Consider the following 15,467-nt stretch of genomic DNA (forward strand, 5'->3'; position numbering starts at 1 on the left):
AAAATTTTAACTTAATTAATATCTAAAAATGAATCAACACCCAATCTTTTCAGAGCATCCCGGTTTAATTATCGTTTTTGCGGTTGCAGTAGTCATAATGCTATTGCTGGATTTAGGAATTTTTAATAAAAAAAGCCACGTAGTAACAAATAAAGAAGCTATAACTTGGTCATTAGTTTGGATAAGTTTGGCCATGATTTTTAGTGGTTTAGTATACTATTTTGCAGGCGCAGCCAAATTCTACGAATTTCAATCGGCATATTGGATCGAAAAAGCACTTTCTGTAGACAACCTATTTGTATTTATTTTGGTATTTAAGTTTTTTGACGTAGCTAATCAAAATAAACATAAGGTATTGTTTTGGGGGATTATTGGGGCATTAGTACTTAGAGCAATCTTTATTTTCTCTGGAGCTTTCTTAATTGAACTAACCTATTTAAACAAACTTTTAAGTCTAGCTGGATTAGAAGGATTTAAGTATGATATTAACTTAATTATGACTGCATTTGGTTTATTTCTAGTTTACGCAGGTGTTAAATCATGGTCATCTGGAGACGACGACGATGACGAAGATTATAACAATACAAGAGGGGCAAGATTGATTAGAAAGTTCTTTAGTGTAAGTGATAAATATGACGGAGATAAATTCTTTACAATAGAAAACGGAAAAAAATTAGCAACACCGCTTTTAGTAGTTGTTGCTGTAATTGAATTTACAGATTTGTTATTTGCAGTAGATTCTATTCCAGCTATTTTTGCAATTTCAAATGATCCGTTTATACTTTATACGTCAAATATTTTTGCAATCTTAGGACTTAGAGCATTATTTTTCTTATTGGATAACTTCATTCACCTATTTAGTAAATTACAATATGGTTTAGCAATTATTTTATCATTTATCGGAATTAAAATGATTATTTCGCCATTCTATCACATCGAATCAATTTACTCTTTATTGGTAATTGGAGGCGTACTTCTTATTTCTGTGGTAGCTTCTATCTTAATGCCAGAACCGAAAGAAGCATAATTTTTTTTTAATTTTAAAAATAAACGGATTGAGAATTATGCCAAATTTTCAATCCGTTTTTATGTTTTGTAATATTGCAAAAGGGATTGTTTTTCAATATAAAACTTCAATTAAAAGTTATACTTTTGCACTTTCAAAATTGTAAATGGCAATCTGCTTTTACAGTTTGTTTTATTTAATAAATAATAAAGTTTCTAAACTTTATAACCGGCAGAAAAAATTATGCTTAATATACACAATCTTTCCGTTTCTTTTGGAGGAACCTATTTATTTGAAGAAGTAACTTTCCGTTTAGGAGCTGGAGACCGAGTAGGTCTTGTTGGTAAAAACGGAGCAGGTAAGTCTACCATGCTAAAAATGTTGGCAGGAGATTTTAAACCGGATTCAGGAGTTATTTCTCAAGAGAAAGATATTAAAATGGGTTTCTTGCGTCAGGATATTGATTTTGAACAGGGAAGAACCGTATTAGAGGAAGCTTATGAAGCTTTTACTGAAATCAAAGTTGTAGAAAAGAAGCTGGAAGAAATCAATCATCAATTGGTTACCAGAACGGATTATGAAAGTGAAGAATACGCTAAAATCATTGAGGATTTATCTGATTATACGCACCGTTTTGAACTTTTAGGTGGTTATAACTATGTTGGAGATACAGAAAAAATTCTTTTAGGTTTAGGTTTTAAAAGAGAAGTTTTTAATAACCAAACCGAAACTTTTTCTGGTGGATGGAGAATGCGTATCGAATTGGCAAAATTACTTTTACAGTCTAATGATGTATTACTTCTGGATGAGCCAACCAACCACTTAGATATCGAAAGTATTATTTGGTTAGAAAATTTCCTTCGCAATTATCCTGGGGTAGTTGTGATTGTGTCGCATGATAAAATGTTCTTGGACAATGTTACGAATAGAACAATCGAAATTTCTTTAGGAAAAGCATACGATTTCAATAAACCGTATTCTCAGTATTTAGAATTGCGTCATGAAATTCGTGAGAAACAATTGGCGACTCAAAAAAATCAGCAGAAGAAAATTGAAGAAACAGAAAAATTAATCGAGAAATTCCGTGCCAAGGCTTCAAAGGCTTCGATGGCGCAGTCGTTGATTAAAAAATTAGATAAAGTAGAAAGAATTGAAGTTGATGAAGACGACAATTCTGTAATGAATATTTCTTTCCCTGTTTCAAAAGAACCAGGAAAAGTAGTAATCGAAGCTGAAGATGTAACCAAAGCCTACGGCGATAAAACGATTCTGAAAGACATTAGTTTATTAGTCGAAAGAGGAAGTAAAATTGCCTTTGTTGGACAAAACGGACAAGGGAAATCTACTTTTATCAAAGCTTTGGTAAATGAATTTGAATATGAAGGAAATATCAAATTGGGTCATAATGTACAATTAGGATATTTTGCCCAAAATCAGGCGGAACATTTGGATGGAGAAATTACACTGCTTCAAACGATGGAAGATGCCGCAACCGACACCAATCGTATGAAAGTACGTGATATGCTGGGAGCATTTTTATTCCGCGGAGACGATGTAGAGAAAAAAGTAAAAGTACTTTCGGGAGGAGAACGTAACCGTTTGGCGCTTTGTAAGCTATTATTACAGCCAATTAATGTTCTGCTGATGGATGAGCCTACCAATCACTTAGATATTAAGTCTAAGAACGTTTTAAAGGCCGCGCTTCAAAAATTTGGAGGAACTTTGTTGTTAGTTTCTCACGACAGGGATTTCCTTCAGGGAATGTCGAATATCGTTTACGAATTCAAAGACCAAAAAATTAGAGAATATTTAGGCGATATCAACTTTTTCTTGGAACAGCGTAATATGGAGAATATGCGCGAAGTGGAGAAAAAAGATGTGGTAAAAAATGCACCAGCTACAAAAGAAAAAGAAGCAAGCAAATTATCTTACGAAGACCAGAAAAAAGGAAAATCACTTCAAAATAGATTAAGTAAAATCGAGAGTCAGATTCAGCAATTAGAAAAACAGATTCAGCACGACGATAAAATGCTGGAAACCAATTACGATAAACATATTGAAGACGCATCTTTTTTTACGGCTTATAATAAAAAGAAAGAAGATCTAGAGCAGTTATTAATGGATTGGGAAATCGTTCAGGAAGAGATTGATAGTTTTAATGCTTAATATTCTGTTTTAGGTTTCAAGTTGTAATCCTGGTAACTAAATTTTACCGCAAAGCACGCTAAGTTTTTTTATAGTTTGCCTTTAAGATGTAAAAAGTTCGCAAAGCTTTATTTATATAGCTTTGCGAACTTTGTGTTTTATAAAAACTCTCGCTTAAAAAACTTAGCGTGCTTTGCGGTTAAATATTCATTAGTTCAAAACCTGAAACAAAAAAAAACTATTCAATAATCCTAATAGATTTTGAATGTTCAATAGCTTTGCCACTTTCTTTAAAATAGCAGACAGAAACATTCAGATTTTCTAGGTTTTTTAGAATCTTTTGGACTTCAGATTTTGGTGATTTACCAGTTTGTCTAATGTAAACCGCAATTACGGTAACTGGAAATATTTTGCAGATACGTTCGTATAAAATAGGATCGTGCTGTGAATCATCACCTAATAAAACATATTTTAAAGTAGGATAGAATTCGACAACATGTTTGATTTTTTCAAACTTATGATCGTGGCTTCCTCTTCCGCTCATAAAGAAATCAGTAATTCCTCTTCTAATGTCTTTCAGGAGAATTACAGCTTTTGGAAGTTTGTGGATTTTGGTAAATTTTGCAATAAAACGGTATAAATTCCATTCACTGCTGGAGATATAGAAAAAGGCATTTTCTTCTTCAGGTTTGTCTCTTCCTGCCTGACTTAAGGCTTGATAATGAGCGACAACATCTTTAAAGACTTTACGGTCATTTACATTCTTAAAAAGTAAAATATAAAGTTTTTTGAAAAAATTTTTGGTGTGAGAAATCAAAAAAGTATCATCAATGTCAGATATGATTCCGAGTTTGCCTTTGTGCGGTCGTATAAAACTGCCTTTACACACTATAGTTTCGTCATTGTATTTCAAACTAACTTCATATGGCATCCAGCCAAAATGCGTTTCTTTTTCCAACGGAATACAAAAATTGAAATAACCATCATCTAGAGTTTTGGTGTGAATGATTTCGTTATTATAATGAAGATAAACATCAAAATTTTTAATGGTTTTGATTCGGAATAACTTTAAGATTGAAGTAGCGTTTTTTAATTTTCTTTTTTCAAAATCGTAATTGTGCTCTTTCTTTAAAACGTGCCCCATCACAATTAATTCTTGCTCATTTGCATAACCGCGATATAATTGTAGAATTGGTTTCATTAATTACGTATATTTAGGTAACTGTAATTTACTTAATTTAAATTGGTTTTAAAAATAAAATTTTGAAAAAGAATATACTATTTGTTGTAAATCCGATATCGGGAGATCTTGATAAATCAGACTTAATCGAAGCTGTAGAAGAGTTTGCAGCGACCAATCATTTTGATCTGGAAGTGTATGAAACCACTGGAAAAAATGACCCAAAAGAAATACAATCTATATACAAGCAATATCAACCAGAGCGAATTGTTGTGGCTGGCGGTGACGGTACCATTAAAATGGTTGCCGAAGCTATGGAAGAACAAGATGTCATAATTGGTATTTTACCAGCAGGTTCTGCAAACGGGCTTTCGGTAGATTTGAATCTTCCCGATGGAATCGAGGAAAACCTCAAAATAGCCTTTCTGCATCATTATATCGAAATGGATATGATATGTATTAACGGTAAAAAAAGCATTCATTTAAGCGACTTAGGATTGAATGCAAACTTGGTTAAAAATTACGAACAAAGTGATGTGAGAGGTTTTTGGGGATATGCGTTGCAGGCTTTTACAACTTTAAAAGAATCTGAAGATCCTTTTGTAGCCACTATTTCGGCAAATAATAAAACAGTGGAACATACCGCAAGAATGATTGTAATTGCCAATTCGCAGAAATACGGAACAGGGGTAGTCATCAATCCAAATGGTGCGATGAACGACGGGAAGTTTGAATTGGTAATTTTGAAAAGCCTGGATTTGTTATTAATTGGAAAAATTATTACCGGAAATATGCCAATTGATTCAGATGATATTGTCATTATTTCAACAGAAAAAGCCGAAATAAAAACCGATTATCCAGTTAATTTTCAAATTGATGGGGAATATTGCGGGGCACAGACTTCCTTGGAAATTCATATTCTGCATAAACAGATGAAAATTGCGGTGCCTTAAAACTTTGAATCTTTGACAAAGTTTCGAACTTTGTCAAAGTTGTCATTTAAACGGATTTCGTTCCTGCCATTCTGTTTTGGGCTCCAGATAATTGAAAAACCTCGAAATGTTATGGTTTATTAAAGCATTGCTGTGCGTAATTAAACCATACATTTTAACAGGTTTTGCACCGACAGAACTTTTTATTTCGAGTGCAGTTCTAGCAAATACAATTTCTTTGAATCCTTTTTTTATAGAATAGGCAATCATGTCGTAAAGCATGTTTAGATACAGCATTTTTTCGCGCTGAATACTTTCGTCATAGCCAAGGAAATAAGTATCCATGGTATCGCCATTTTTGATGAGTGTATTGAATCCAATTAGTTTTTCGTCAATGAAATAACCATACAACAAAAAGTTATCACCCATGATTTCTTTGAAAAAGCTGAAATGATTTCGAGCGAGGAAAAAAGTATTAAACGGAGCATTCTTAGCGACATGAAAATACAAATCGTAAATAACATCTTCATATTGCTTAATATCCGCTAATGACATTTGCTGTTTTACAATTCCTTCTGATTTTTTTCGGGCTCTTTTATATTGATCTCTATATTTTTTGGATAAAGCGTCGATATAATCCTGTTCGTTTTTCCAGTTTTCCCTGATTTCAAAAACCATATTAGGCTGAGTCGAAAACGTATAATTGTTTTTAAATTCGGCTTGCAGTGGTTTTATTTCTTCAGCAGTAAAATCTTTTATGCTTGTAATGTGAACTTTTTTTCCGTTTTCTTTTAGGTCTTTTTTAAGCTGATTTACGGCTTTGTGAAGGGTTTTAATGGCTTTTGCTTCTTTGATATTTTTATCAAAAATAAAAGCGTTTTGTCCCGTCAGCATGTTGTTGCCAACGAATAAAACATGTGAAGCAAAATTCTTCAATGCAAAATTTCGAACAGAAGTTTTTAAGCATTTATCACGCTCTCCAAACGATTCTAGTTTTTCAGCAAAAAGAAATTGCGTTAAAACAATACCGATTAATTTTTCTTCTTCAAAGAGTCCAATAAAATGGCAAGTCATGTTTACTGGAGAAGAATTTTCCAGAACTTCTAAATATTCACGAGTTAAAAAGATATTTTCAGCAGCAAGCGAATTCCATTCTAATGGTAGTAATGAGGCGCTTTTGTAAATCTGGAAAGAATAAGTTGTATTCAAGAGTGTGAACTAATTTCGTCAAAATTAGATAATATTTAGAATAACTCACTTTCTTTAAGTTATTATTAAGAAAAACCCGTTTGATTTTTTGGTTTCAAACGGGTTTTTGATATTTTGTTTTTTATGCAAAACCGCAGACAATGCCGCCCATTAAAGTAAGCGTAATTAGCCAGTAGCCAGTATGAATAAAAATATATTTCCAGGATTTTCTTTCGAACAAACCATTAATTCCAATTAACGGAAACGCAAAAAATAAACCAGACATAAATCCATGTAATGCGCCATGTTTAAAAGTTCTATATGCCATTCCATAATCGGCCATAAAAGCGGTAAAAGAAGGTTTTGCACTGTCCATTAACGGCGGGCCTCCAACCATTCCGATGGCACCAGATTGATGAATGGTAAGCGACATTAAAGTCATAGTAATCATTAACGAAAAAATGTACGTTAATCCGAAAATTTTAAGCATGCTGCCTTTTCTAAGTTCTTCTTGTGTGAGGTTGTTTTCTTTCATCCAGATGGTTCCGAACACTTTTGGACTGTACCAGATAAAACCGACAACAAGGGTAACAATTGCAGAGATAAGCAATGCGATGAAGTTAATTTTCATAATATGAGGGGTTTAGGATTAGTTAGTCAAATGTAGTTAAAAAACAGATACTGAATTTAGATTTTTGCAAAGTGCTATAAGTCTTGTTAATAAGAAATTTATTAACAGTTTATCGATATTATGCGAATATTATCTATGAAATATATAAATTCGTAAAATAAATTAAGAGCTAAAATCTTGCAATAAAAGCCAAGTATGTATAAGCTGTTATTTTAACCAAAACCAAAAAATAAATTACAATGTTTACCAAAAATTAATCGTGCTTATGAATGAATTTTACACTCGTTAAAAAAGTTGATTAAATATATTTAGTTAATTGCTGAAACCGTAATTCGTTACGGTTTTTTTGTTTTTGGACAGAAGCACTTCTTTAAAAAAATAACATTTAATTTAGAAAGGAATTTTTTATGTTTGTCTAAAATTTTATAACTTTAATACAAGTATCCAAAACAGCAAAGTTTGTAAAAACCGCGCTATTACTAACTTTAATAAACAGAAATTATGACACTGCAATATCAAGGTGAGCAATACGGAAAAAAGACCACTTTTACTATTAGAATTATTGGGAACAATTTGTCAAAAAGTAGTTCAAATTACCAAATCGATCTTTTAGTTGGCGACAAAAAAGTGCCAACTTTTACAAGTGAGATTCATCAGAGTCTTTCGAATTGCTTAAAAGAAATCTATTTGTTTAGAAAATATAATGGAATCCAATTTGATGAATCAACAGAGAAGATTGTTTCGCTTTTTGTTCCTTATGATAAAGTGTTGTACAACTACAATAAATATGCTTTATTTAGAGCATAAATTTTTCTCAAAATAACATGAAAAAAGGCCATTTGGAAAGATGGTCTTTTTTTTGTTTGAAAAAATCAGCTCCAAAATAATTGTAATTAATTTTTAATGAAAAAAATAATCCTAATATCACTTTTTTATACTTTGTTTTCATGTACAAGTAACAGAAATATGGGCGTTTATGGATATGCGTACAGTAACGACAGTGTTATTATTACTGATACTGATAATGAAATTCTTAAAATTAGAGTGGCTGGAAATGAGGATGAAAGGAGGTTATGTCCTGTAAATAAACCTGAAGTAAAAATTAAATCTTCAGAAGTAAAATTAAAAGTACAAATAGATTCATCAGGCATAGTGGTTTTAGATACAGTTGTAGTAATGCCTAAAGAATACAAAAGGCCTTTTATAACTTTTGTTTATCCTTCATCAAGAACTAAATTTAAAAGGATGTTATTGGCGGGAGATTATTCGATGTTTCCACTAGATTGAATTTTCTAAAAATGCAATATGCTTGTAGAATGTTTAAAAATAAAAAAGCTCCAGATTTCTCTGAAGCTTTTGTCTTGCTAAGTAGTCCGTGGGGGAATCGAACCCCCCTTACCAGGATGAAAACCTGGCGTCCTAACCGATAGACGAACGGACCTGCTTTGCTATTGCGGGTGCAAAATTAGAACTAATTTTGAATTATACAAGACGCTTTGAAAAAAAAGTTTCTTCGAATATTTGTGGGATACCATTTTTAAAGATAGATAATCGCAAATTAATTTAGGTACATGAAGTGTATTTGTTTGATTGATAATTGTTTCTTTAATATTTAGAAAATAAAAAAGAGATTTTTTATTAAAAGGAAGGCTTTCAAAAAAAAATAAATTTTATTGAATATTTTTTTTGTTTGAAAGAATATTCTTTTTTTTTTTTTGTTGAAATTGCAGAATTTAATAATAGGAGTCTAACTTTTTCAAAAGAATTAAAAATAAGTTCTAAGGAGTTTTAAAGTTGTTTCATAGGTTGGTTTTCGTCTTGCTTTTGCAAGTAACCAAGCTAAAAAGCTCATAATTACAATATCCTTCGGTCCGCTCTGTGCAGTAATTATAAAGTCTTCTATGGTTTCTTGAAATTTTTGTGTTTGTATAATTTCAGGTTTCAGGACATATTGTTCTACCAATAAGAGATATTGTACAACACGATCTTCATTTACGGTTAAAAGATATTTTTTGTAACGTCGTTTAAAACTTTTTATTCGAGACAATGCCAATTCTGTGTTTTCTTGCTGTGCGTGAAGCAGAATTTCGATAAGACACTTTTTTATTGTCCAGTCCATTCCCATTTTTTTTTCGTACCAATTGTCGGTATGGTTTAATTTTGCCATTTCTTTTTCAGCATTGCGGCCTGCGTTTTGCTGTACATAAAAAACAATAAGCATGAGACGAATATCATTGCTGTCGTTAGGATCAGCTTTTTTGTTTGCAGAAAGTGATTTTTCGGCAATTTCTATTGCTTTCTGTGGTTTACCAAGATAGTTTTCATTGAAAGCTAATAATAGAAAATATCTAAGGCTAAAACGCTGATAGTATTTGCCAGATTGTTTTTGAAGTTCTATAAACATCGGGTTCAAATAACTTACAGACTCAGAAAACTGACCATTGCGAAAATAGAAATTAGCAATAAAATACAAAATGTAGATATGATAGTAGAGATGACGTTCGGCCAGATCAGTTTTTTTGCTGATAAAACGATAACTTTTAATAACGAAGGGCTGAATAAGAGAGAAGTTGTTGTTTATAGAAGCATATTCGTTGGCAATAAATAAAATTTGATACAAGGATTTAAAAGTCAATCCCTGTCTTAACGATATTCCATGTGTTTCAATAGTTTTTTGTATTAGTTCTTGAAAGTCAACTATTCTCCCTTCATGATAAATAGCGGCAAGCTCACGTCGTAAAACTGCGTAACCTAAATTAAGCTGTTCCTCATACTCAAGCTTCTTTTTATTGGCTTTAAACTTTTGTATTGTTTTTTCGATTGGTTGTGACAGATTGAAATGCGCAAATTGAATCTGCGTCATGTAGATTTCGTTGAGAAGACTAAAATGCTCAATATTTAATGCAGTCTCTTCGGCTTTAGCCAAACATTTAAATGCTGTTTTTATAAGCTTATGTTCAAAAAATAAACGGCTCACTACAATAAGACGGAGCGTTGCATTTTCTTGTGAAGTATCATTCTCAAAACTTCGGTTGGCCATAAAATCGATTATGTTGTCGTAAAGTCTTTTTCTGAGTGCATGATAGGCATCGTTACTTTTTTTATCTTCTAAAATGTTTTTTTTATTCTTTATATCGTCAGTTTTTAAAGAATTAAATAATTCTATATTACCAACGTCTTTTCGTTTGTTCTTTCTTGATAAATAATTAATGAATGCCTTTTTTTCTGAATCATTCATCATGTTTGCTATTTCTTGAAGGGCATTCATAAGTACGTTTTTATTATGGTAAAAATATGAAAATGTATTTTTATATCGTCAGTTTTATTTTAAAATTGATTTTCATAACTACAGTTTCATATAGAAATTTGCTTCATAATTATAAAACATAAAAAATTATGGAACCGCTAAAATCAAATGAATCAAACAACAATTCAGAATCAAAAAATGCAAGATTAAATAATGGGAATAGTCCTTTAAAGCCAAGTGCCGCTTTTGTCGGAGCATCGTGGATGACTTTAATTTTAGGGATGGCTTCTTATTGTATTGGTCTTTATAATTCAGGAATGGCCTATAATGAAAAAGGCTACTATTTTACAATTCTTCTTTTTGGTCTTTTCTCCGTAATATCAGTGCAAAAAAGTGTACGAGACAGGTTAGAAGGCATACCTGTAACCGATTTATACTATAGCATAAGCTGGTTTAGTACCATTGCTTCGATAGTATTACTAATCATAGGTCTTTGGAATGCCGATTTACTACTTAGTGAAAAGGGATTTTTCGGAATGGCATTCGTTTTAGGATTGTTTTCTGCTCTTGCTGTACAGAAAAACACCAGGGATCTTAAGCAATTTGAATCGACTAGCATATAGTTTTTAGCGGGCCCCATTACTGTCGCAAACTGCGCGGTTTTGGGGTTTACTAAAATTTTAATTTATAAGGAAATGAAATTCTAAATGAACTTTTATTCTATAGATAAGGGTTTGATATAAAAGATAAAAGCTCCAGGTTTCTCTGAAGCTTTTGTTTTGGTTCTTTTAGGTTTTATTATTTGCACGGATATTTTTCAAAAATAGATTGAAGTTCCTCAAGGGCAGATTTTAATTTAAAGTCTGTTTTTTCAATAGCTTCAATGATCTTTGGGCAGTCAGCAAAAGCTTCCCTAGACATTTTACGAATTAATGAATCTGTTCCAATAGCTACAGAGTAGCCACCTACGAATCCAAAGACTAATTCTTCACTATTCTTTTTTCCAAAAAAGTAAGATGTATTTGGAGATGTAATTACTCTGCTGGTTCCGGCCGCATTTGGACGGTTACTTCCTGGCTGAAAGATGTAGCCTATTTTAGCACTTTTATCATAAACAATGTACATCCATCTTTTTTTGCCTGATCTCGAAAATTTTCCAGTCAGAAGATTTGCCGTTGTAGCATACAATCTCTCAGCAGTAGATTTTACGTTGTTATCATCAGTAAATTCAATTTTTTTGATGTCGGTACTTGCGATTTTTTCTTTTTTGGCTTCTTCGTCAGTTTTAAATTTTACTTTAGAATCATCGTATTCTACTTTTTCAGCCAGCCCTTTTTTTACAGTGCCATCTTCCATGTACAAAACGGCTTTAATATATTTTGCATGAATTGTACTGCTGAACAATAAAAGGGCGAATAAGAGTAAAATTGTTTTTTTCATAGTGTTTTTAAAATTTGTAGTAAATGTTATATGATTCATTAGGAAAAGGCAAGCAAATGTATAAGTAATATTTAAAACAAAGATTACCTGAAATCAGGTATGTTGTCGGTTTTTTTTGTCTTTTCGTCGATTTTCTTTCGATGTAAGCTAAAATTAATACATATATTCGCAGAAATTTTTGCTGATGAAAGTAATATTACCCCTAATAATTTTTAGTTTTTTTTTAAGTGTCCCAATCTATAGTCAAAACGAAACTAACATTACATACGGATTAAAATTTGGAGTTTTGCACTCCACCTTCAGTAATCTTCCAGAAAGCATTAAAGGGAGAGATAATACTTTTGATAATAGCGTGATGGAAAGCAAAGGAAAATTCGGTTTAGAAGGCGGTTTCTTTTTAAACTGTAAGCTTCACGATACACGAGTTGCCATCCAGCCAGAAATCTTATTTAGACAGTCAGGAGAAAAAGTGACTTATAAGGATGCTGTTGGCAAAGAGTTCGAACTCGGATTGAATTATGCTTTTCTGCAAATCGGGGCTTTATATAAAGTTTATCCGTACGAAGGTTTAAATTTTGGTGCAGGAGCTTTTTATGGTATCAATTTATCTCCAAACGATATTACTTATACGTCTAATGAAGCGGGTGGTATGTATGATGTAGCCACGAGACAATTCTATAAAGATGGTCTTGATGGAGATGCCGATTTTGCATTATGCTTCGCATTAGGTTATGAACTTCATCAAAGCATTCACTTTGACTTTCGCTACTATTTGGGCGTAAAAGACATGATTAAAAGTAATGCATCTTCTTTTCAGTTTATCGAAAATCAAAATAAAAGCAGTGTCTTTTGTTTTTCGTTAGGCTACAGTTTTCATCAATGGTAATGTATAAAAAAATGAAAAAAATTATTTTGCTTCTTTTATTAGTAAGCACAAAATCGGTATTGGCCCAAGGCGATCGAGAAATAACTTATGGTCTTTTTGGTGGTGGAATTTATTCTAAAATGTCTAACCTTCCGGACGTGATAGTGCCAAAAGGTATTTATGAAGGCTACACTTTAAAAGAAGAAGGAAAGTTTGGAGGAACTGGCGGTTTTTTCATCAACTGGAAATATCCTTATGCAAAGGTTGCGATTCAAACAGAAGTCTCTTATTCAGGTCAGGGAACTGATTTGAATTACGAAGATGTAAAAGGACTTAAATATAAAATGACATTTGGTTACAGTTATATTAATGTTGGGGCTCAGTTTAAATATTATCCAGTTGAAGGTTTTTATATTGGCGCTGGGCCTTATGTAGGCTTTAATATTGCCAGCGATAATATCAAGTACTCCTCAAATGCACAGCAAATATTTGCCGATTCTGGAGTGTATTTTGAGCCGGATGCTAATGTTCAGAAAGTATTAAAAGAATCTTTGACGGGTAAAAATTATTTCTACGGCGTTTTATCGGCAGGATATGAATTTAGTAATAATCTTTCTATCGGGGCACGATATTCTTTAGGGCTTACAGATGCTTTAATGACCGAAGAAAATGGACATCGCTATAGCGAAAACAAAAATAAGATCAATAGTATTTCATTAATTATTGGTTATTCTTTTGACTTTGATGATTTAGGTAATTTCTAATCCTATTTCATTATAAAAATCACTTTGCACTATGAATAAAAGGATTTTTTTATTGGTAAATGTATCAGTATTCCTAATGACGAATATTGTTTTTTCACAAGAGAAAGTATTGCCTGGAGCAGTTTCAGAACCTTTTTTTTGGATTAAATCCAGAAATACAGGAGAGAACTATTATTGGGAAAGTCTTATAAACAATAAAGAAGCAAAGGTGCCAATAAAAAAACACAATGGTGCAGTTTTTAATTTTAATCCAAGCATTGTTATTAATACTTCGCAGGATTCTTTAATTGTGCCTTTGGGCTCAGATAGTAAAAGACGCCAGACGCTTTTTATGGTTTATAAAGTGCAAGACAGTCTGAAAGAGCAATTTTTATGGACAATAAACGATCCTCAAAAAATAATTTCGGCAGCGACGAACAAACGATTGGTCGATTTAAAAAAGTATTCATATCAGTCTTACCAGGAAAAGATAAAACCTCACAAAGCCAATATTCATTTTTTTCAGCAGAATGTAACAGATACTGTTGCAAAATTGTCTTCGCTAACCATTGGTCAAAAATCCAAAATGGAGAAATTGCCTCCTGAAGATTTTAAAGGGAACATAAGCGAAATATTGATTTACGATCGCGTTTTATCAGGTCTAGAAACACAGAAAACGGCGAGTTACCTTGCGATAAAATATGGAATTTCGTTATCAAATTTTGATAATAAAAATTACGCAAACAGTAAAGGCGAGACAATTTGGGATGCTGAAAAACATAAAGGATTTTCTTCATCAATTACCGCAGTTGGTCGTGACGATGCCAGCGGATTATTGCAGCTTAAGAGCAATAATATGATCGACGAAGGACTGATGACGTTTGAATTGAAAAGTAAATCGGATAAAATTCCCAATAATTACTTTGCTTTTTGGAGTGATAACGGAAAGAATCTCTTAGTTAAAAAACAAGAGCAAGGAGAACCAATTGGCGTTTCTAGAGAATGGCAATTGGATTATTCTAATCCAAGCGATTTAAGTTTGGATTGGACTTTTAATCCTGCTTTTATAAAAGGAACATTGCCAAAAGATACGTATTACTGGCTTTTAGTTGATTATTCTGGAAAGGGAACTTATGATGAAAACGATTCAGAATACATTCGTTTAGGAAGCACTTCGAGTACAGAAAAATTAGTTTTAAAAGATTTTGACTGGAATAAACAGAAATCAGGAACAGCAAAATTTACTTTAAAAGTGGCTCCGCAAATGTTTAGCAGAGTTTGGATAACCGAAGCCTTATGCGGCGTTTCTGGGTCTGGAGAATTAAATTATACGATAGAAGGCGGAGAAGCTCCTTTTACCGTTACCGTTAAAAAAGAAGGCAGTGAAGCCGTAGTAAAACAATGGAATCAAGCCGCTAAAAGTCAGAGTGGCGTACAGCTTTCATCAGGAACGTATGATTATATCGTAAAAGATAAAAGAGGAAATCTCTATTCAGAAACCGTATTTGTTGCCGATAAAGAAGGAACTTTTCCGAACCTAAAATCAGATTATCTGCTTACTGATGGAAATGCGTTGCTTTTGGATGCCAGTAAGGATTTACCATCGGGAAATTATCAATACCAATGGTTTTATGAAGGTAATTTTATAGAGGACAATCCGAAGATTTTAATCGATCAGCCAGGGAATTATGAGCTTAGATTGATAAATGGACAAGAATGTAAAACGGCTAAAAAGATTGCTGTATCAACAGATGGAAAAGAAATTACAGATTCCAGTGTTTTGATATTATATCCAAATCCAACTACAGATGGCAAATTTTCAATTGCGATGCAGTTTCCTAAAAAGACTGATACTTCGATTCGCATTTATTCGCTTACAGGATCACTTTTAAAAGAGAAGAAATACAGTCAGATTGAAACCCATCTGCATGAAGACAGTATTAAAGAACCGTCTGGAATGTATCTGGTAAATGTGACTTCAGATTTTGGAAGTAAGACCTTTAAAGTAATTGTGAAATAATTTGATACCGTAAAACTGGTTCAGATTATTCAAATATAAAACCGATTGTCTCAAATCGATTTAACCCGCT

14 protein-coding genes and 1 tRNA gene are annotated in these 15,467 nt (G+C 32.4%); 9 read left to right on the top strand and 6 right to left on the bottom strand.

Features of this window, described 5'->3' with window-relative positions; translation table 11 throughout:
- The first annotated feature begins 28 nt into the window (after positions 1-28).
- Positions 29-1,027 carry a TerC/Alx family metal homeostasis membrane protein gene (locus P2W65_RS09865; RefSeq protein ID WP_289665248.1) on the top strand — a complete coding sequence of 333 codons (999 nt, stop codon included), beginning with the start codon at positions 29-31 and terminating at the stop codon, positions 1,025-1,027.
- 222 nt (positions 1,028-1,249) lie between these two features.
- On the top strand, positions 1,250-3,172 hold the full coding sequence (locus tag P2W65_RS09870; RefSeq protein ID WP_289665250.1) for an ABC-F family ATP-binding cassette domain-containing protein: 1,923 nt from the start codon (positions 1,250-1,252) through the stop codon (positions 3,170-3,172).
- Positions 3,173-3,389: 217 nt separating this feature from the next.
- On the opposite strand, the gene P2W65_RS09875 is transcribed toward P2W65_RS09870, so the two are convergent.
- Positions 3,390-4,352, bottom strand: coding sequence for an App1 family protein phosphatidate phosphatase (locus P2W65_RS09875; protein ID WP_179001296.1), 963 nt, complete (start codon positions 4,350-4,352; stop codon positions 3,390-3,392).
- 62 nt (positions 4,353-4,414) lie between these two features.
- Between P2W65_RS09875 and P2W65_RS09880 the strand changes: the two genes are divergently transcribed.
- Positions 4,415-5,284, top strand: a complete 870-nt coding sequence (locus P2W65_RS09880) for a diacylglycerol/lipid kinase family protein (RefSeq protein ID WP_289665251.1) — start codon at positions 4,415-4,417, stop codon at positions 5,282-5,284.
- A gap of 42 nt (positions 5,285-5,326) precedes the next feature.
- On the opposite strand, the gene P2W65_RS09885 is transcribed toward P2W65_RS09880, so the two are convergent.
- Together P2W65_RS09885 and P2W65_RS09890 are read right to left on the bottom strand one after the other, a co-directional pair.
- On the bottom strand, positions 5,327-6,472 hold the full coding sequence (locus P2W65_RS09885) for a GNAT family N-acetyltransferase (protein ID WP_289665252.1): 1,146 nt from the start codon (positions 6,470-6,472) through the stop codon (positions 5,327-5,329).
- 121 nt (positions 6,473-6,593) lie between these two features.
- A complete protein-coding gene (locus P2W65_RS09890) occupies positions 6,594-7,082 on the bottom strand; it encodes a DUF1761 domain-containing protein (protein WP_289665253.1) in 489 nt (162 codons plus the stop codon).
- 501 nt (positions 7,083-7,583) lie between these two features.
- Here P2W65_RS09890 and P2W65_RS09895 point away from each other — a divergent pair.
- Entirely contained in the window at positions 7,584-7,889 is a 306-nt protein-coding gene (locus tag P2W65_RS09895) for a hypothetical protein (RefSeq protein WP_179001288.1), read from the top strand.
- A gap of 96 nt (positions 7,890-7,985) precedes the next feature.
- Positions 7,986-8,369, top strand: a complete 384-nt coding sequence (locus P2W65_RS09900) for a hypothetical protein (protein ID WP_289665255.1) — start codon at positions 7,986-7,988, stop codon at positions 8,367-8,369.
- Between the two features lie 82 nt (positions 8,370-8,451).
- Here the strand turns inward: P2W65_RS09900 and P2W65_RS09905 are convergent.
- Both P2W65_RS09905 and P2W65_RS09910 read right to left on the bottom strand, forming a co-directional pair.
- Positions 8,452-8,523 (bottom strand) — tRNA-Glu (locus P2W65_RS09905).
- Between the two features lie 324 nt (positions 8,524-8,847).
- Positions 8,848-10,350: a hypothetical protein gene (locus P2W65_RS09910; RefSeq protein ID WP_289665256.1), complete on the bottom strand. Its 1,503-nt coding sequence runs from the start codon at positions 10,348-10,350 to the stop codon at positions 8,848-8,850.
- Between the two features lie 128 nt (positions 10,351-10,478).
- Between P2W65_RS09910 and yiaA the strand changes: the two genes are divergently transcribed.
- Positions 10,479-10,952: an inner membrane protein YiaA gene (yiaA, locus tag P2W65_RS09915; protein WP_289665257.1), complete on the top strand. Its 474-nt coding sequence runs from the start codon at positions 10,479-10,481 to the stop codon at positions 10,950-10,952.
- Positions 10,953-11,127: 175 nt separating this feature from the next.
- On the opposite strand, the gene P2W65_RS09920 is transcribed toward yiaA, so the two are convergent.
- On the bottom strand, positions 11,128-11,769 hold the full coding sequence (locus P2W65_RS09920; RefSeq protein WP_289665259.1) for a hypothetical protein: 642 nt from the start codon (positions 11,767-11,769) through the stop codon (positions 11,128-11,130).
- 184 nt (positions 11,770-11,953) lie between these two features.
- Here P2W65_RS09920 and P2W65_RS09925 point away from each other — a divergent pair, with 184 nt between their 5' ends.
- Genes P2W65_RS09925 through P2W65_RS09935 form a run of 3 tightly spaced genes read left to right on the top strand, consistent with a single transcriptional unit; the run spans position 11,954 to position 15,397 of the window.
- Complete coding sequence (locus P2W65_RS09925; RefSeq protein ID WP_289665261.1) at positions 11,954-12,655, top strand: outer membrane beta-barrel protein; 702 nt, start codon at positions 11,954-11,956, stop codon at positions 12,653-12,655.
- Positions 12,656-12,666: 11 nt separating this feature from the next.
- On the top strand, positions 12,667-13,398 hold the full coding sequence (locus P2W65_RS09930; protein WP_289665262.1) for an outer membrane beta-barrel protein: 732 nt from the start codon (positions 12,667-12,669) through the stop codon (positions 13,396-13,398).
- 31 nt (positions 13,399-13,429) lie between these two features.
- Positions 13,430-15,397 (top strand): T9SS type A sorting domain-containing protein, encoded by a 1,968-nt coding sequence (locus P2W65_RS09935; RefSeq protein ID WP_289665263.1) that lies wholly within the window; start codon positions 13,430-13,432, stop codon positions 15,395-15,397.
- Positions 15,398-15,467: the final 70 nt, after the last annotated feature.

The organism is Flavobacterium panacagri (genome assembly GCF_030378165.1).
GTDB lineage: Bacteria > Bacteroidota > Bacteroidia > Flavobacteriales > Flavobacteriaceae > Flavobacterium > Flavobacterium panacagri.